An 18,303-nucleotide genomic window follows, 5' to 3' on the forward strand; every position below is an offset into this window, starting at 1 on the left:
AAAACTGCGGTAACGGCTGCGGCATCACGCTTTGGCCAGAGCATCACCGATGCCTGTCTATCTTGCGTGGAGTGACACCGAAACCCTGCTGGCCATGCTGGCCGAGGCCGCTCAGGTACGCCTGAGCAAACAGCTCGCTAGCCCCGCGTTACCCAAGATGCAGAAAGGGCCGGATATCCGTGATATCCGGCCCTTCTTTTTGCCTGGCCACTCTTATCCGTTCGCACAATCCCTCTCGTCAGATCGGGCAACCCGCTCACACGGCCCGTCACCGCCAGCAAAAGGCCGACTCGCAGCCAACACGATATGCATAAATTGAATTTATGGATTTTCCCTACATGACCCCACTTTTACTTATACCGAGCGATTGACCACTCTGGCAGCTCACGCTTGGTCACAACGTTCAGGCAGAGAACCCCCTCCGATCAAGGGGATGAATTGGCAACCGGCATAAGGTGGGAAATCGTGAAGCAGGGAGGCCATGCAACAGGGCTGTGCAGGCAAACAGAGAAGATCAACAACAGAGGCGCCCTTGTCGGCGCCTCTGTCACTCACAGCGTGGGCATAAACCAGACCCGCCCTGCCGCTTCGATGCGCTCGGTGCGGATCTGGAACACCTGCTCCAGCAGCGCCTCATCCACCAACTCGACGCCCCCTTCGCGCACCACCGCCCCCTGTTGCAGGCAGAGAATGCGGTCGGCCCAGTCGATGGCCAGATTGATATCGTGGATAGCGAGCACCACCAACAACCCCTGACCGGCCAGTTTTTTCAGCAAACGCAACAGCGCCAGCTGATGATGCAGGTCGAGCCCCGCCAGCGGTTCATCCAGCAGCAGCACCTTGCCGGTCGGATTGAGGCTCGGCCACACCTGCAGCAAGGTGCGGGCAATCAGTACCCGCTGCTGCTCGCCCCCCGACAGCCGACTGAAGTCGCGGGCCAGCAAAGCATCCAGCTCCAGCGCCTCGCACAGCGCCCTGATCGCCTCGTTCTGTGTGGCGGGCTCAACCCCCTGTTCGAGCCCCAGGCTCAACACCTGAAACACCGGAATATGGAACAGCTGGGGCTGGCGTTGGGGCAGCATGGCGCGCCGTTTGGCAAGCTCGGGCCAACTCAGGTCAGTGAGCACTTCCCCCCCCAGCAGCACAGAGCCCTCGGCGGGCAAGATCCCCGCCAGCGCGCCGAGCAGGGTCGACTTGCCGCTGCCATTGGGGCCGAGCAGCGCCACCAGCTGGCCGCCATGCCAGCGGATATAGAGGGGAGAGAGCCGTCCGGCAATCGCGAGTGCACGCGCCTCCAGCAGCGGCGCAGCAGCAAGAGAAGCGACAGAGATGGGATCAACGGGCGACATCGGCATCTTGCCTCAACAACGGGTAAATAAGGAGAGTGCGCGACCCGACCAAATCATGCAGAGCCATCAGCTGTTTGCCTCAATAGCAGATAGATAAAGAGCGGTGCCCCCACCGAGGCGGTAATCACCCCGATAGGCAGCTCACCGGCACTTAACGCTGAGCGGGCAACCAGATCGGCCGCCAGCAGCAGGGCCCCGCCGCCGAGTGCCGACGCAGGCAGCAGGAAGCGCTGATCGCTGCCGCCACAGAGCCGCAGCAGATGGGGCACCACCAGCCCGACAAAGCCGATCACGCCACACAGCGACACTGCGATACCGGTGAGCAGGCAGACCGCCAGCACCAGCCGCACCCACATCTTGTCCACATCCATTCCCATCAGGCGGGCCTGGGTCTCCCCCAGCAACAGTTGTTGCAGCGCCTTGCCCTGCCAGCAGAGCCAGCCCAGGGTGAGCGGCAGCACCAACCACCACCAGGCGAACTGCTGGCTGCCGTAAGAGAGGCTGCCCATCATCCAGAACATGAATTCACGCAAGGAACCGTCGTCGGCAAAGTACATCAGCCAGGTCATGGCGGCATTGGTGAGAATCCCGATGGCGACGCCAAACAGCAGCAAGCGGGCATGGCCGAGACGCGCGCGGCGAGCCAGCCGAATGAGCAGCATGGTCACCAGCAACGCACCACCGAAGGCTGCCAGCGACAGCCCCCAACCGGGCAGATAGAGGCCGAGGGATTTGGCCACCGCCATCGCCACCATGGCAGCCAGCCCCGCTCCGCTCGAGACACCAAGCAGCCCGGGCTCCGCCACCGGATTGTGCAGCATCACCTGCAATACGGCGCCACCACAGGCAAGGGCTGCGCCAGCCAAGAGGGCCAGCAAGGCACGCGGCAGACGCAGTTCCAGCAGGATGCGCTGTTCGAGATCGCCAAGGGGCTGCCAGGGCAGCAGCACAAACTCCCCCCAGACGAGGGAGAAGAGAAACAGCAGCAGCGTCAGCAACGTCAGGCCAGAGAGCCAGCGTCGCTGCCAGCGCCGCTGGCGGGCGATAAGGGAGAGGTACAAGGATGATCCCCGACAATAACTAGGCTTCGTCCCCAGCCCTGTCGCAGCGCCGGGGGAAGCAGGAAAGGGGCATGATAACAGCGGCTTGCCACCCAAGGTCAAGGCTGGTAACGCTTGGCCATCCCGCTTATCTCGCCGCTGGCCACCAGATTTTGCAGCGCTACCAGCAAGGGTTGGCGCAACGACTGGTGGGGTGAGTGCTTGCTCATCCCCAGATAGAGGGTCACCGGCGTGTCAGGGCGATAGTCCGCCTTGTGTACCCGGTTCCCACTCCTTTGACTCAGGGCATAGTCCACCTGGCAATCGGAACCGATCATCAGCGGCAGGTGACCGCGCTGCACCATGCGCAGCAACTGCTCCTCGGTGGGTACCCCATGCTTGTCGAGGTGACGGTCAGAGTTGAAGGGCTCAAAGTAAGCGGAGTTGAGCACATAGCCCACCTTCACCCCTTGCAGATCGCGGTATTGGTGGATCCGGGCCACATTGGCCGGCTGACCATAAAAAGCTGGCCAGCACTGGTAGTAGGCAGGCTGCAGATAGTCGATGAACTGCGCCCGCTCGGCGGTATAGGCGAGCCCAATCATCAGATCGACCTGACCGGTCTGCATCTGCTTGAGCGCCCTGCCCCACGGCATCCGCCGCACTTGCAACTCAATGCCGCTCGCCTGTTGCAACCGGTACAGGATCTCGATATCGATCCCCTGCAGCTGACCATCCGGCTGCAAAATGCGAAACGGCGGCCAGAGATCGGTGGCCACGGTCAGCGTCGGGGTCGCCCACACCGGCATGGCAAATAACAGTAACAACACTATCCCGCTTGACTTGCCCATCCCGTCGCATACCTCGCACGGCCTGATCCCGTTGGTTAAAAATACCCTCCCGCACCACGTATGAAAACCCGTGGTTCAGGGATAAAATGCGCCGGATTTTCAAGGAGAACCCTATGAACCCGATTTTCGCCAGTATCGGTCTGCTGCTTTGCAGCAACGTCTTTATGACCTTCGCCTGGTACGCCCACCTCAAAAGCATGAACCACAAACCCTGGATCATTGCCGCGCTGGTGAGCTGGGGGATCGCCCTGTTCGAATACCTGCTGCAAGTGCCCGCCAACCGCATCGGCCACACTGTGCTGAGCGTGGGGCAGCTGAAAATCTTGCAAGAAGTGATCACCCTCACCGTATTCGTCCCCTTCTCTATCTTCTATCTCAAAGAAGATCTGAAATGGGACTACCTCTGGGCAGGGCTCTGTATTCTCGGTGCGGTCTTTTTTGTCTTTCGCGAGAAACTGACCGGCGCCTGACACTGTACACTCAATATCATCCCGCTCATGGCATCTCATTGATCGACGAGGCAAAAAAATGGAATTGCGAGACATGTTACAGATCCTGGCCAAGCAGGATGGCTCAGACCTCTATCTGTCGACCGGCGCCCCCCCCTGCGCCAAGTTCAACGGCGGCCTGCGCCCCCTCAACGAAACACCGCTGGAGCCGGGGGAAGTGGCGCGGATCGCCGCCGAGATCATGGATGGCGAGCAGAAGCAGCAGTTCGAAAAAGATCTGGAGATGAACCTCGCCATCTCCCTGCCCCAGGTCGGCCGCTTTCGGGTCAACATCTTCAAGCAGCGCAACGAAGTGTCGCTGGTGGCCCGCAACATCAAGACAGAAATCCCCCGTTTTGAAGATCTCAAGCTCCCGCCGGTGTTGCTCGACACCATCATGGAGAAACGGGGTCTGGTGCTGTTTGTCGGCGGCACCGGCTCGGGTAAATCCACCTCGCTGGCGGCGCTTATCGACCACCGCAACCGCAACAGCGGCGGCCACATCATCACCATCGAGGATCCGGTGGAGTTCGTCCATCGCCACCGCAAGAGCATCATCAATCAGCGGGAGGTGGGGGTCGATACCCGCAGCTTCCACGCCGCCCTGAAAAACACCCTGCGTCAGGCGCCGGACGTCATCCTTATCGGCGAGATCCGCGATCGCGAAACCATGGAGCATGCGCTGGCCTTCTCCGAAACCGGCCACCTCGCCATCTCCACCCTGCACGCCAACAACGCCAACCAGGCGCTGGATCGCATCATCAACTTCTTCCCGGAAGAGCGCCGTCCGCAACTGCTCAACGATCTGGGCAACAACCTCAAGGCGTTTGTCTCCCAGCGGCTGGTAAAAACCACCGATGGCGGTCGCCGCGCGGCGGTGGAGATCATGCTCGGCACCCACACCATCCGCGACATGATCAAACGCGGCGAATTTGGTGGTCTCAAAGAGGTGATGGAGAAATCCAAAGCCCTCGGCATGGTCACCTTCGACAGCGCCCTGTTTGATCTGGTGGTGGAAGGGGTGATCGAAGAGGAAGAAGCAGTGAAGAACGCCGACTCGGCCAACAACCTGCGCCTCAAGATCAAGCTGTGGAAAGAGAAGGGGCAGATTGCCAGCAGCAGCGATGCCACCGGCTGGAGCCTCGAACCCACCAAGGACGAGAAGGGCGATCTCTTCTAACCTGCCACTATCGAGAACCCCGAGCCAGCTCGGGGTTCTGCGTCTCTTGCTCTGCCGATCCAGCTTATCAACCCGCGCAGCTTACTGTGCCTTCAGCACCAGCGGCGAACCTGCTGACAGTAGCGGGCGTACTCCTCGCCAAAACGGGCCCGCAGCAGCCGCTCCTCCGGCAAGATCTGGAAACGGGTCAACCAGGCCACCAGCACAATCGGCCCAGCCCAGACCCACACTCCCCCCAGATAACAACCCCAGGCAGCCAGCCAGCAGAGCAGCCCCAGATACATGGGATTACGGCTGACGCGATAGACGCCGCCGGTCACCAGATGGCGGGTATGGTGTGGACGGGTCGGGCTGACCGTGGTCTGATGGCGGCGAAAACGGAGCAAGGCGCCAAAGCCCATGATGGCCCCCACCAGGATCAGTACGGCAAGCAGCACTATTGCCCACCCCCCAAGCTCACCCGTCCCCCTCAACCACCACATGCTACCGGCACACAGCATGAAGATCAGCGGTGGCGGTACACGCAACTCCAGATTGACCATTTTCTGCCCCTGACAAGTGTCGGCCGACGCCCTGTTGCGGCAGAGCCGCACCGGGAAAGCGCCAAAAAGTTGAAAAACCAAAATAATAACAATAGTTTATAATTAATCCACAGCCGATGTGGCCGATATACTACAAACTATCCCATGCCAATAACCGAAAGGAATCTCCATGCACAAGAAAACTCTGCTGGCTACCCTGATCTTCGGCCTGCTCGCAGGCCAAGCCGTTGCAGCCCCCTACCTGCCCCTTGCGACGGACCATCGCAACGGTCAGGAGCAGACCGCCAGCAATGCCTGGCTGGAAGTTGATCTCGGTGCCTTTGAACACAATATCCAGACCCTCAAGGATCGCCTCGGTGACAAGGGTCCGCAGATCTGCGCCATCATGAAGGCCGACGCCTACGGTCATGGCATCGATCTGCTGGTCCCCTCCGTGGTCAAGGCCAACATTCCCTGCATCGGCATCGCCAGCAACGAAGAGGCGCGGGTTGCCCGCGAGAAAGGCTTTACCGGCCGTCTGATGCGGGTACGGGCCGCCACGCCGGATGAGGTGGAGCAGGCCCTGCCCTACAAGATGGAAGAGCTGATCGGCAGTCTGGTGAGTGCCCGGGGCATCGCCGATATTGCCCAGCGCCACCATACCAACATCCCGGTGCATATCGCCCTCAACTCCGCCGGCATGAGCCGTAACGGCATCGACCTGCGGCTGGCCGATTCCAAGCAGGATGCGCTGGCCATGCTCAAGCTCAAGGGGATCACACCGGTCGGCATCATGACCCACTTCCCGGTTGAGGAGAAAGAGGACGTCAAGATGGGGCTGGCCCAGTTCAAGCTGGACTCCCAGTGGCTGCTGGAAGCGGGCAAGCTGGATCGCAGCAAGATCACCATCCACGCCGCCAACTCCTTCGCCACCCTGGAAGTGCCGGACGCCTACTTCGACATGGTGCGCCCGGGCGGCCTGCTCTACGGCGACTCCATCCCCTCCTACACCGAATACAAGCGGGTAATGGCGTTCAAGACCCAGGTCGCCTCGGTCAACCACTATCCGGCGGGCAACACCGTCGGTTATGACCGCACCTTTACCCTCAAGCGTGACTCCTGGCTCGCCAACCTGCCGCTCGGTTACTCCGATGGCTACCGCCGGGCGCTGAGCAACAAGGCTTATGTGCTGATCCAGGGTCAGAAGGTGCCGGTGGTCGGCAAGACCTCCATGAACACCATCATGGTGGACGTGACCGACCTTAAAGGGGTGAAACCCGGTGACGAGGTGGTGCTGTTTGGCCGTCAGGGTGAGGCCGAGGTGAAGCAGGCCGATCTGGAGGAGTACAACGGCGCCCTGCTGGCGGATATGTACACCATCTGGGGCTACACCAATCCCAAGAAGATCAAGCGCTAAGCAAATCTCTGCTATGAAAAAGGGCTCCCGCGGGAGCCCTTGTTGTTTGGTATTAAATGATGTTGCGTTTAAGCGGCTTTTTTACGGGTCACAAACAGACTCAGCCCCATAGAGGCCAGCAGGATCAGCGCGACGACGCCCAATGCGATGCCGGTCGGGATCTTGAAGATATCCAGCAGCAGCATCTTGACCCCGATAAACATCAGGATCAGCGCCAGACCATACTTCAGCAGGGCGAAGCGATCAGCCACCCCAGCCAGCAGGAAGTACATGGCGCGCAGACCCATGATGGCGAAGATGTTGGAGGTCAGCACGATGAAGGGATCCGTGGTCACCGCAAAGATGGCCGGGATACTGTCCACCGCGAAGATGAGATCGCTCACCTCCACCAGCACCAGAATGAGCAGCAGCGGGGTGGCATAGCGCACACCGTCACGCCAGACGAAGAAGTTCTCCCCTTCCAGGGTCTCGGTCACCTTGAAGCGACGGCGCATCCAGCCCAGCAGCGGGTTGTTGGCGAGGTCTGGCTCCTTGTCGGCCGCCCACAGCATCTTGGCACCGGTCAGCAGCAAGAAGGCGCCAAACAGGTAGAGGATCCAGTGGAACTGCTCGATGAGCCAGCTACCCGCGAACACCATACCGGCACGCATCACGATGGCACCCAGTACCCCGTAGAGCAGCACCCGACGCTGCAGCTCGGCCGGAATGGCAAAGTAGCCAAACAGCATCAGCCAGACGAAGACGTTGTCCACCGCCAGCGCTTTCTCGATGAGGTAGCCGGTGAGGAACTCCAACCCCTTCTGGTTGGCAATTTCACGGCCAGCGCTGTGATCCAGCCAGAGCCAGATAGCCAGGTTGAAGAGCAGGGCCACACTGATCCAGATGAGGGACCAGACACCCGCCTCTTTGAGAGATACCTTGTGTGACTTGCCGCCACCGACAAAGCGTATGTCTATCCATAACAGGACCAGCACTATGCTGAAGAAACCGGTCCACATCCACCATTCACCCATATTCACTTCTCCCAAAAACGACAAAACCCACGTCCGAGAGGCGTGGGTTTGCGTTTAGAGCAGATACACCTTGCCTCTCGGCAAGGTCTCACTTACAGCTGATTTGCATCAGCTGCCCGGCTGCCGGGTACACCTCAATGGATGCACCGTAATGACGACAAACCGGCGAGAAGTTACTCCCCTTGTTGCGCGGATATTAACAGCGGAAAAAGATAACGCCAAGAGACATCTTCATCTGTGGCCAAAATTAATCGGGGTGCCACCTGGACACCCCGTAAATCCATTCAACACATCGCCATCAGAGCGGGTCGACCTTGAGGCAGGAGACCGCGTGATCGAAGTTGCCTTCCAACTGGGGCCGGGTCTTGGCACACTCGGGGCCTGCCACCGGGCAGCGGGTGCGGAACACGCAACCGGACGGCGGATTCATCGGTGAGGGCAAGTCCCCCTCCAGGATCTGGATCACCTTGTTGCGCTCCAGCTCCGGGTCCGGGATCGGCACCGCTGACATCAGCGCCTTGGTGTAGGGGTGCAACGGGTTGGCGAAGATCTCCTTGCGGGTCCCCAGCTCCACGGCGTTGCCCAGATACATCACCAGCACCCGATCGGAGATATGCTTGACCACCGACAGATCGTGGGCGATGAAGATGAGCGACAGCCCCATCTCCTTTTGCAGGGCTTTGAGCAGGTTAACCACCTGCGCCTGAATGGAGACATCCAGCGCCGACACCGGCTCGTCGCAGATGATCATCTTGGGCTCGAGGATCAGCGCCCGGGCAATCCCGATCCGCTGGCACTGGCCACCGGAAAACTCGTGAGGATAGCGGTTGACCAGGTTGGGCAAGAGCCCCACCTTGCTCATCATGGCGCGCACCTTCTCCTTCACCTCTTCCCGTGGCAGGTTGGGATAGAAGGTGATGAGCGGCTCGGCGATGATGTCGCCGATGGTCATGCGCGGGTTCAAAGAGGCCAGCGGGTCCTGGAAGATCATCTGGATCTCTTTGCGCTTCTCCCGCAGGGCATTCTGGTCAAGCTTGGTAAGGTCGTCGCCGAGCCACACCACCTTGCCATCGGTGGCCGGTACCAGACCGATGATGGCACGGGCAAAGGTCGATTTGCCGCAGCCGGACTCCCCCACCACGCCGAGGGTCTCCCCTTCGTAGAGACGCATGGTCACACCGTCGACCGCCTTGAGGTCAGACGGCTTGGCCCAGGGCCACGCCTTGCCACTCTTGATACTGAAGTGGACCTTGAGGTCAGACACTTCCAACAGCAATTTTTTGTCGGCACCCATTTAGTTGGCCCCCTTGTTGATGGCATCCGAAACCCAGTGGCAAGCCCGCTCGCGGCCGTCGTTGAACGGCGTGAGGATCGGTGATTGCTGGCCGCAAATCTCGCTGACCCGGTGGCAACGCTCCTGGAAGGGGCAGCCGGTCGGCAGACGCAGCAGGTTGGGCGGATTACCCGGGATGGTGGGCAGCACTTCCCCTTCGGTATCGAGACGGGGAATGGCGCGCAGCAAGCCTTCGGTATAGGGGTGACTCGGGCGATAGAAGATATCGTCTACCTTGCCGTACTCCATGGTACGACCGGCATACATCACCAGCACCTTGTTGCAGATACCGGCGACCACGCCAAGGTCGTGGGTGATCATGATGATGGCGGTGTTGAACTCGCGTTTGAGCTCGTTCATCAGGGTCATGATCTGGGCCTGCACGGTCACGTCGAGCGCGGTGGTCGGCTCATCGGCGATCAGCAGTTGCGGCCGACAGAGCAGCGCCATGGCGATCATTACCCGCTGACGCATGCCGCCGGAGAACTCGTGGGGATACATCCCCATCCGCTTGCGCGCTTCGGGGATCTTCACCGCATCGAGCATCCGCACCGACTCTTCGAACGCTTCCGCCTTGCTCACCCCTTTGTGCAGCATCAGCACTTCCATCAGCTGATCCTTCACCTTCATGTAGGGGTTCAGCGAGGTCATGGGATCCTGGAAGATCATGGCGATCTTCTCGGAGCGGATCTTGTTGAGCTTGGACTCCGGCAGGTTGAGGATCTCCTCCCCCTGAAACTTGGCAGAGCCCGTAATAATGCCGTTTTTGGCCAGCAGGCCCATGATGGCAAAGGCAGTCTGGGACTTGCCGGAGCCGGATTCACCCACGATCCCCAGGGTCTCGCCCGCAGCGAGGGAGAAGTTGAGGTCGTTGACCGCCACCACATTGCCGTCCGGGGTCTTGAACTCGACCCGCAGATCTTTCACATCCAGTAACTTCATATAAAAACTCCTTATCGATCTTGTGTGATGCTTTTCTGTCGATCCGATGCTCGATTAACGATCTTTCGGATCGAGGGCGTCACGCAGACCATCCCCGAGGAAGTTGAAGCAAAACAGGGTCACCACCATAAAGCAGGCGGGGAACAGCAGTTGCCAGATGGCCACTTCCATCGACTTGGAGCCTTCATCCAGCAGGGCACCCCAGCTGGTCATCGGTTCCTGAACCCCAAGGCCCAGGAAACTCAAGAAGGATTCAAACATGATCATGCCCGGCACCAGCAAGGTGGCGTAGACGGCCACGATACCGAGTACGTTCGGTACGATGTGACGAGTAATGATCTTCCACTTGGAGACGCCACAGACGTGGGCCGCCTCGATAAACTCCTTGCTCTTGAGGCTCAGGGTCTGGCCGCGCACGATACGCGCCATGTCGAGCCAGCTCACCGCCCCGATGGCGATAAAGATGAGCGCCAGATTACGGCCAAAGAAGGTGACCAGCATGATGACGAAAAACATGAAGGGGAAGGCGTTGAGGATCTCCAGTACCCGCATCATCAGGCTGTCGACCCGCCCGCCGATAAAGCCGGAGGCTGCGCCATAGAGGGTACCGATGATGACCGCCACCATAGCACCCATGATGCCGACCATCAGCGAGATACGGCCGCCCAACAGGGTGCGCACGAACAGATCGCGCCCCAGACTGTCAGTACCGAAGTAGTGACCCGCTTCCATATCCGGCGGCGACTGCATGGCACCCCAGTCCGGATCGTCAAAGGTGTATTGGGACAGATGGGGGCCGACAATGACCGCCAGACCGATGATGGTCAGAATGATCAGGCTGGTCAGTGCAGCCTTGTTGCGCAGGAAACGGCGACGGGCATCCTTCCACAGGGAGCGACCCTCCACCACTTCCACTTTTTGCGCGAACGCCTCGACGGCATCGCGTTTTTCAGTTGAAACAACCATGATGAACTCCCGAATTAGTAACGGATCTTGGGATCGATAAAGGCGTAGAGAATATCGACCACAGCGTTAAAGGTGATGGTCAGGGCGCCGACCAGAATGGTCAGACCGAGCACCATGGAGTAATCACGGTTAAGGGCACCGTTGACGAACAGCTGGCCGATCCCCGGCAGACCGAAGATGGTCTCGATCACCACGGAACCCGTGATGATGCCGACAAAGGCCGGGCCCAGATAGGAGACCACCGGCAGCATAGCCGGACGCAGCGCGTGTTTCAGGATGATGTGGCGCAGCGGCAAGCCCTTGGCACGGGCGGTACGGATGAAGTTGGAGTTCATGGTCTCGATCATGCTGCCCCGCATGATCCGCGAGATGGCAGAGATGTAGTACATCATCATGCCGAACACCGGCAGCACCATAAACTGGATGCCGCCCCCCTGCCAGCCACCGGCCGGGAACCAACCCAGATGGATACTGAAAAAGAGTACCAGCAAGGGCGCCAGCACAAAGCCCGGTATCACTACCCCGGCCATGGCCGACGACATCAGCAGATAGTCGATGATGGTGTTCTGTTTCAAGGCCGCTATGGTGCCGAAAGTGACCCCCAGCAGCACGGCGAAGAAGAAGGCCGAGGTCCCGATCTTGGCGGAAACAGGCAATGCCTGACTCACCAGATCATTGACGGTGAAATCCTTGTATTTGAAAGAGGGCCCCAAATCCCCCTGTACCAGGTTGCCCAGGTAGGTGAGATATTGCATGCCAATGGGTTTGTCGAGCCCGTATTTGGCCTCGATGTTGGCGATAACCTCGGGGGGCAGTGTGCGCTCGCTGCTAAAGGGGTTACCCGGGGCGAAACGCATCATGAAGAAAGAGACGGTGATCAAGACCAGCAGAGTCGGGATCGCTTCCAATAGCCGTTTAAAAATGAATTTCAACATAGACATTACCTGTCCTGAACTGCTTCCAAATGGTCGCGGTTGTAATAAAGGCCCGCCGTCTGGCGGGCCCTGCTTGTTATGCGACTTGTTGCTTTAAATCAGTGAGCAATGATGTACATATCTTTGCTGTAGAGGTTATCCAGCGGATTGCTCGGGTAACCACCCACGTAAGATTTGACCATCCGAGGTTGAACATATTGGTAGATGGGGATAATCGGCATGTCTTTGGCCAAAATGGCTTCGGCCTGAACATAGAGTTTGTTGCGTGCTTCTGCATCGACCTGATCGCGGGAGTCAGTCATCAACTTGTCAAATGCCAAATTGGAGTATTTGCCGTCGTTGTTGCCATGGGTAGTCTGCATCAGATCCAGCATGGAAGAGGCTTCGTTGTAGTCAGCACTCCAGCCGGCACGACCCACATCAAACTGGCCCTGCTTTTTGGTTTCCAGATAGGTTTTCCACTCCTGGTTCACCAAACTGACTTCTGCGCCCAGTTTTTTCCACATGGAAGCGACAGCAACAGCCACTTTCTTGTGGTTGTCATCAGTGTTGTAGAGCAGTTCAAACTTCAGCGGCTTGCTGGCATCGAAACCGGCCTCTTCCAGCAGCGCCTTGGCCTTGGCATCACGCTCGGCCTGGGTCATTTTTGACCACTCGGGGGCAACCGGCTTGAAGCCATCAACATAGTCAGGGGTCAATCCGTATGCAGGCCTTTGCCCTTGACCCATGACCTTGTCGGCAATCACGTCGCGATTGACGGCATAAGAGAGTGCTGTCCGTACCCGGACATCATCAAACGGCTTCTTCTTGATGTTGAACTGGTAGTAATAAGTCGAAACAAGCCCTTCAACTTTCAGATCAGCCGGATAATCTTTTTTGAGTTGCTTGAAGCGTTCGATTGGCACGTTCCATGTCATGTCGACTTCGCCAGCCAGGAAGCGATTCAACTCAGCGTTGGTAGATTGGATCGGAAGATAGGTAACCTTATTGATCACCGTTTTCGCATCATTCCAATAGTTTTTGTTGCGCTCCAAACCAATGCGCTCATTAACAACCCACTCCTTCAATACGTAGGCACCATTACCGACCATATTGCCCGGCTGGGTCCATTTTTCCCCATACTTCTCGATCACCTTCTTCGGCACCGGGTAGGTAGTGGTGTGAGAGAGCATGGTGACGAAATAAGGGATGGCCTTCTCAAGCTGTACTTCGAAGGTGTAATCATCAGTCGCCTTCACACCCAGAGTATCGGACGGCTTCTTGCCGGCAATGATCTCTGTGGCATTGGCGATGGTCGGCATCTCCAGATACCAGGAGTAAGGAGAGGCGGTTTTCGGATCCACCGCACGTTGGAAGGCAAATACAAAGTCATGAGCGGTGACCGGCTCACCGTTGGACCACTTGGCATCTTTGCGCAGGTGGAAGATGAAGTGTTTGTTATCCTTGGTTTCCCAAGATTCGGCGACACCCGGAACAACTTCCCCTTTCGAACCGGAAGTCACGAGACCTTCAAACAGATCACGCAAGATTGCAGACTCAGGCGTACCTTCAACTTTCTGCGGGTCCAAGGTTGCTGGCTCCGAGCCATTACCTTTTACCAATTGCTGGACATCCGCCAGCTTGGTTCCCGCCGGGACATCAGCAGCCTGTGCTACGTTGACGCCACCAAACAGTGCAGCCATCAGCAATGTGTTAATCATTGTTTTTTTATGAGTCATTTCCCTACTCCAACAAGAACATTCCATGCGTTTTTTAAAGTGACGGGGTTGAAACCCGCTCCCAGCATAATTCCCTGCCAATTCTGATAATGCAACAGATATTATCAGGGAGAGCGGCCTTTTCTGGTCAAATAATCAGCATTGGCGACATTTTTCAATGTGAAAACACCACCGTCACGCTCGCTTTTTATACAAACGACCGATTCTAGAAAAGACCGGGTAAAAAGCAACCAATAAAAAGCCGGTCACGAGGACCGGCTTTCATAAAACAGACCTGGCTCACATCAGGCTGGGGAAAACCCCCTTGATCCCTGCCACCATGATCTCGATACCGAGGGACATCATGATAAGACCCATGATACGGGTTACCACGTTGATGCCGGTATTGCCCATGATTTTGAACAGCAAGGGCGCGGCACGGAAGATAAGCCAGGAGCAGAACGAGAAGAGTACCACCACCACCGACATGCCGAGCAGTTGCTGCCAATGGCTCTGGCTGGCATAAACGATGACCGAGGAGATGGCACCGGGGCCCGCCATCAGTGGCAGCGCCAGCGGCACCACGGCGATGGACTCGCGAACCGCCAGCTCACCTTTCTCCTGCTTGTTGTGCTTTACCTCGCCCAACTTGCCCTGCAGCATCGACCAGGCGATCAGGGTAATCAGCGAGCCACCGGCGATGCGAAACGACGCCAGTGAGATGCCAAAACCATCGAGGATCAGCTGCCCCATATACATGGAGACCAGCAGGATCACCATCACCGCAATATTGGCGGTAGTGTTGGTCTTCATCCGTTCGGCCTGGGTATGGTGGCTGGTCAGGCTGACAAAGACAGGCAGCAAACCGAGCGGGTTGATGATTGCGAACAAACCGACAAAAAACTTCAGATACAACGAGACGTCAATTGCTGCCATAGGCGCCTTCCAAAAGAGTTTCGGGCCCACCGGGCCAGTCCAGTAATTTCGTGCGTAAATTTACCTCATAGCCAGAGCGGGCACCAATCAAATAATCTCACTGTTTTGAGGGGTTTTTAGTTAGTTCATCTAATGCATCGTCCCTGACTGGCATAAACCTGTACCAAATCCCAATCCGCCCTCAATCATGGCAACCGTTATGACACATGAGCGTTGGACACTCGGGCGCCATCACGGTCATCATTGCTGACGATCACCGACAGAGAACCCATCATGCGCGGCCAGGCGCGAGATCGAGGGAGCAGTTGGCATGTCCGCCACACCACCCGAAGCAATGCCCCACCACCAGAATAGAGTGGGGATATGGCATAAATGGCCTTCTCGGGCCATAAATCGAATTAGTCATGAATTAAAACAACAATCATTTTTGCAACAAATGCTGGAATAACGTGCTCTTGTCGGTGATTCTGAAACCAATTCACTCATATTTGCTAACCATTACCACTCAAACAGCCCCGTAAATCTGCCCATACGGCCAATTAACCATTTGATAAATGTGGTTTATTACCTTCTTCTAACAAACATCTCGCCTTTCGTTTGGAAGCACATTCCGGTAACATCAGTCAAACAAGGATTGTGAAATAAAATTTCTTTTGTTCTTTTGTTACACATGATCCAGATCAAGTTTTTCTGAGTCAGCCCCGCTCTATAATCGACTCAGAAAGCGATTTAGTAAGGCATGTGAAAAAGCTGTTGCAACGATACCGTCTTGACAGGGCGACTATAATTGCCGGGCATTGCCAACGTCTTACTAAACAGTTTTCAAATAATCAGGAGATAAACATGGCAGTAACCAATTTGGCTGAACTGGATGCACTGGTCGCCCGCGTTAAAGAAGCCCAGCGTGAATTCGCCAGCTTCTCACAAGAGCAGGTAGACAAGATCTTCCGTGCCGCCGCCCTGGCCGCCAACAACGCCCGTATCCCCCTGGCCCAAATGGCCGTGGAAGAGTCCGGTATGGGTATCATCGAAGACAAGGTTATCAAGAACCACTTCGCCTCCGAATACATCTACAACAAGTACAAAGAAGAGAAGACCTGCGGCATTCTGAGCGAAGATTCTCAGATGGGCACCATCACCATCGCCGAGCCGGTAGGTATCATCTGTGGTATCGTTCCGACCACCAACCCGACCTCTACTGCGATCTTCAAATCCATGATCGCACTCAAGACCCGCAACGCCATCATCTTCTCCCCGCACCCCCGTGCCAAGAACTCCACCAATACCGCAGCCAAGCTGGTACTGGATGCAGCTGTTGCCGCCGGTGCACCGAAAGACATCATCGGCTGGATCGACCAACCGTCTGTTGAACTCTCCAACGCCCTGATGAAGCATGAAGACATCAACCTGATCCTGGCCACCGGTGGCCCGGGCATGGTGAAAGCAGCCTACTCTTCTGGTAAGCCTGCTATCGGTGTGGGTGCCGGTAACGTGCCTATCGTTATCGACGAGACCGCCGACGTGAAGCGTGCTGTTGCGTCCGTGCTGATGTCCAAGACTTTCGATAACGGCGTTGTCTGTGCTTCCGAGCAGGCCGTCATCGTTGTTGATGCCATTTACGACCAGGTTAAAGAGCGCTTTGCATCCCACAAGGGCCACGTGCTCTCCAAAGAAGATGCTGACAAGGTACGTAAAGTCATCCTGATCAACGGTGCCCTGAATGCCAACATCGTTGGCCAACCAGCCACCAAGATTGCCGAGATGGCAGGCGTGACTGTACCGGCTGATACCAAGATCCTGATCGGTGAAGGCGCCAAGCTGTGTGCAGAAGATGAGTTTGCTCACGAGAAATTGTCCCCGCTGCTCGGTATGTTCCGTGCAAGCAGCTTCGAAAACGCCGTTGAGATGGCCTGTGACATGGTCAACATCGGTGGTATCGGCCACACCTCAGGTCTCTATACCGACCAGGACCGCAACGCTGACCGCATCAAGTACTTCGGCGACAAGATGAAGACTGCGCGTATCCTGATCAACACTCCGTCTACCCAAGGCGGTATCGGTGACCTGTACAACTTCGCAATGGCACCGTCCCTGACCCTGGGTTGCGGTTCCTGGAGTGGTAACTCTATCTCCGAGAACGTGGGTCCGAAGCACCTGATCAACAAGAAGACAGTCGCAAAACGGGCAGAAAACATGCTGTGGCACAAACTTCCGAAATCCATCTACTTCCGTCGTGGTTCCCTGCCGATCGCTCTGAGCGACCTGGAAGGTAAAAAGCGTGCCATGATCGTGACCGACCGCTTCCTGTTCAACAACGGCTACGCCGATGAGCTGGTCCGTCTGCTGAAAGCACAGAATATGGAAGTGGAAGTGTTCTACGAAGTAGAAGCTGATCCGACCCTGGCTGTCGTTCGCAAGGGTGCCGAGATGGCCAACTCCTTCAAACCGGACGTTATCCTGGCGCTGGGCGGTGGTTCACCGATGGATGCTGCCAAGATCATGTGGGTGATGTACGAGCATCCGAACACTGCGTTCGAAGATCTGGCCATGCGCTTCATGGACATCCGCAAGCGTATCTACAAGTTCCCGAAAATGGGCGTGAAGGCCGAACTGGTCTGTATCACCACCACTTCCGGTACCGGCTCTGAAGTGACTCCGTTTGCGGTCGTAACCGATGAAGTGACTGGTCAGAAGTATCCGCTGGCTGACTACGAGCTGACCCCGAACATGGCTATCGTTGATGCCAACCTGGTCATGGGTATGCCGAAGTCCCTGTGTGCCTTCGGTGGTATCGATGCCGTGACTCACGCCATGGAAGCCTACGTTTCCGTACTGGCCAACGAGTACTCCGACGGTCAGGCGCTGCAAGCCCTGAAAATGCTGAAAGAGTACCTGCCGTCCAGCTACCTGAACGGTGCCAACGACCCGGTTGCTCGCGAGAAAGTACACAACGCTGCTACCATCGCCGGTATCGCGTTTGCCAACGCCTTCCTGGGTGTGTGCCACTCCATGGCTCACAAACTGGGTGCTGAATTCCACATTCCGCACGGTCTGGCCAACGCCCTGCTGATCAGCAACGTGATCCGCTACAACGCCAACGACAACCCGACCAAGCAGACTGCGTTCTCCCAGTACGACCGTCCGCAAGCTCGCCGTCGTTACGCCGAAGTGGCTGACCACCTGGGTCTGACTGCTGCCGGTGACCGTACCGCCGCCAAGATCGAGAAGCTGCTGACCTGGCTGGACGAACTGAAATCAACTCTGGGCATCCCAGCTTCCATCCGTGAAGCTGGCGTGTCTGAAGCTGACTTCCTGGCCAAGGTTGACCAGCTGGCTATTGAAGCCTTTGATGACCAGTGCACCGGCGCCAACCCGCGCTACCCGCTGATCAGCGAGCTGAAAGCCATCCTGATGGACACCTACTACGGCCGTCCGTTCACCGAAGGCGCCGCTGCTCCTGTAGCTGCCCCGGTTGAAGCCAAAGCTGAAAGCAAGAAAAAATCCAAGTAATCTCATCTGACTGAGATACCAAGCCCGCGCACTGCGCGGGCTTTTTTTTATCTGCAACTTATCACTCCCCCCCTCCTCTCCCGACCAACCAACCAACCAACCAACCAACCAACCAACCAACCAAC

15 protein-coding genes are annotated in these 18,303 nt (G+C 57.3%); 4 read left to right on the top strand and 11 right to left on the bottom strand.

Annotated features, from left to right (window positions below; all coding sequences use genetic code 11):
• Positions 1-551 precede the first annotated feature (551 nt).
• The 3 genes from LD28_RS0116295 to LD28_RS0116305 all read right to left on the bottom strand — a co-directional run bounded on the left by LD28_RS0116295 (position 552) and on the right by LD28_RS0116305 (position 3,240).
• Positions 552-1,349 (bottom strand): ATP-binding cassette domain-containing protein, encoded by a 798-nt coding sequence (locus tag LD28_RS0116295; RefSeq protein ID WP_050514353.1) that lies wholly within the window; start codon positions 1,347-1,349, stop codon positions 552-554.
• A 53-nt stretch (positions 1,350-1,402) separates the two neighbouring features.
• A complete protein-coding gene (gene btuC / locus LD28_RS0116300; protein WP_033137990.1) occupies positions 1,403-2,410 on the bottom strand; it encodes a vitamin B12 ABC transporter permease BtuC in 1,008 nt (335 codons plus the stop codon).
• Between the two features lie 98 nt (positions 2,411-2,508).
• Entirely contained in the window at positions 2,509-3,240 is a 732-nt protein-coding gene (locus LD28_RS0116305) for a substrate-binding periplasmic protein (RefSeq protein WP_033137991.1), read from the bottom strand.
• Positions 3,241-3,353: 113 nt separating this feature from the next.
• Here LD28_RS0116305 and LD28_RS0116310 point away from each other — a divergent pair, with 113 nt between their 5' ends.
• Positions 3,354-3,710, top strand: coding sequence for a DMT family protein (locus LD28_RS0116310; protein ID WP_033137992.1), 357 nt, complete (start codon positions 3,354-3,356; stop codon positions 3,708-3,710).
• A 58-nt stretch (positions 3,711-3,768) separates the two neighbouring features.
• Entirely contained in the window at positions 3,769-4,908 is a 1,140-nt protein-coding gene (gene tapW, locus LD28_RS0116315) for a type IVa pilus ATPase TapW (RefSeq protein ID WP_033137993.1), read from the top strand.
• Positions 4,909-5,000: 92 nt separating this feature from the next.
• Here tapW and LD28_RS0116320 read toward each other — a convergent pair whose 3' ends face one another.
• Positions 5,001-5,450 carry a methyltransferase family protein gene (locus LD28_RS0116320; RefSeq protein ID WP_033137994.1) on the bottom strand — a complete coding sequence of 150 codons (450 nt, stop codon included), beginning with the start codon at positions 5,448-5,450 and terminating at the stop codon, positions 5,001-5,003.
• A gap of 169 nt (positions 5,451-5,619) precedes the next feature.
• Between LD28_RS0116320 and alr the strand changes: the two genes are divergently transcribed.
• Entirely contained in the window at positions 5,620-6,846 is a 1,227-nt protein-coding gene (gene alr, locus LD28_RS0116325) for an alanine racemase (RefSeq protein WP_033137995.1), read from the top strand.
• Positions 6,847-6,914: 68 nt separating this feature from the next.
• Here the strand turns inward: alr and LD28_RS0116330 are convergent, their stop codons facing one another.
• The 7 genes from LD28_RS0116330 to LD28_RS0116360 form a co-directional block, all read right to left on the bottom strand.
• On the bottom strand, positions 6,915-7,859 hold the full coding sequence (locus tag LD28_RS0116330; protein ID WP_033137996.1) for a TerC family protein: 945 nt from the start codon (positions 7,857-7,859) through the stop codon (positions 6,915-6,917).
• 298 nt (positions 7,860-8,157) lie between these two features.
• Positions 8,158-9,153, bottom strand: coding sequence for a murein tripeptide/oligopeptide ABC transporter ATP binding protein OppF (gene oppF / locus LD28_RS0116335; RefSeq protein ID WP_033137997.1), 996 nt, complete (start codon positions 9,151-9,153; stop codon positions 8,158-8,160).
• A complete protein-coding gene (gene oppD / locus LD28_RS0116340) occupies positions 9,154-10,134 on the bottom strand; it encodes an ABC transporter ATP-binding protein (RefSeq protein WP_033137998.1) in 981 nt (326 codons plus the stop codon). It abuts the gene before it with no gap.
• Between the two features lie 54 nt (positions 10,135-10,188).
• Positions 10,189-11,100, bottom strand: coding sequence for an oligopeptide ABC transporter permease OppC (oppC, locus tag LD28_RS0116345; RefSeq protein ID WP_033137999.1), 912 nt, complete (start codon positions 11,098-11,100; stop codon positions 10,189-10,191).
• Between the two features lie 14 nt (positions 11,101-11,114).
• The gene (gene oppB, locus LD28_RS0116350) at positions 11,115-12,035 is read right to left on the bottom strand and encodes an oligopeptide ABC transporter permease OppB (protein WP_033138000.1); all 921 of its coding nucleotides are present in this window, start codon (positions 12,033-12,035) and stop codon (positions 11,115-11,117) included.
• 98 nt (positions 12,036-12,133) lie between these two features.
• Entirely contained in the window at positions 12,134-13,753 is a 1,620-nt protein-coding gene (locus LD28_RS0116355; protein WP_033138001.1) for an ABC transporter substrate-binding protein, read from the bottom strand.
• 279 nt (positions 13,754-14,032) lie between these two features.
• Positions 14,033-14,668: a YchE family NAAT transporter gene (locus tag LD28_RS0116360; RefSeq protein WP_033138002.1), complete on the bottom strand. Its 636-nt coding sequence runs from the start codon at positions 14,666-14,668 to the stop codon at positions 14,033-14,035.
• Positions 14,669-15,511: 843 nt separating this feature from the next.
• Between LD28_RS0116360 and adhE the strand changes: the two genes are divergently transcribed.
• Positions 15,512-18,178: a bifunctional acetaldehyde-CoA/alcohol dehydrogenase gene (adhE, locus tag LD28_RS0116365; protein ID WP_033138003.1), complete on the top strand. Its 2,667-nt coding sequence runs from the start codon at positions 15,512-15,514 to the stop codon at positions 18,176-18,178.
• Positions 18,179-18,303: the final 125 nt, after the last annotated feature.

Origin of the sequence: Aeromonas finlandensis (genome assembly GCF_000764645.1) — a bacterium.
In the GTDB taxonomy this organism is placed as follows: Bacteria; Pseudomonadota; Gammaproteobacteria; order Enterobacterales; family Aeromonadaceae; genus Aeromonas; species Aeromonas finlandensis.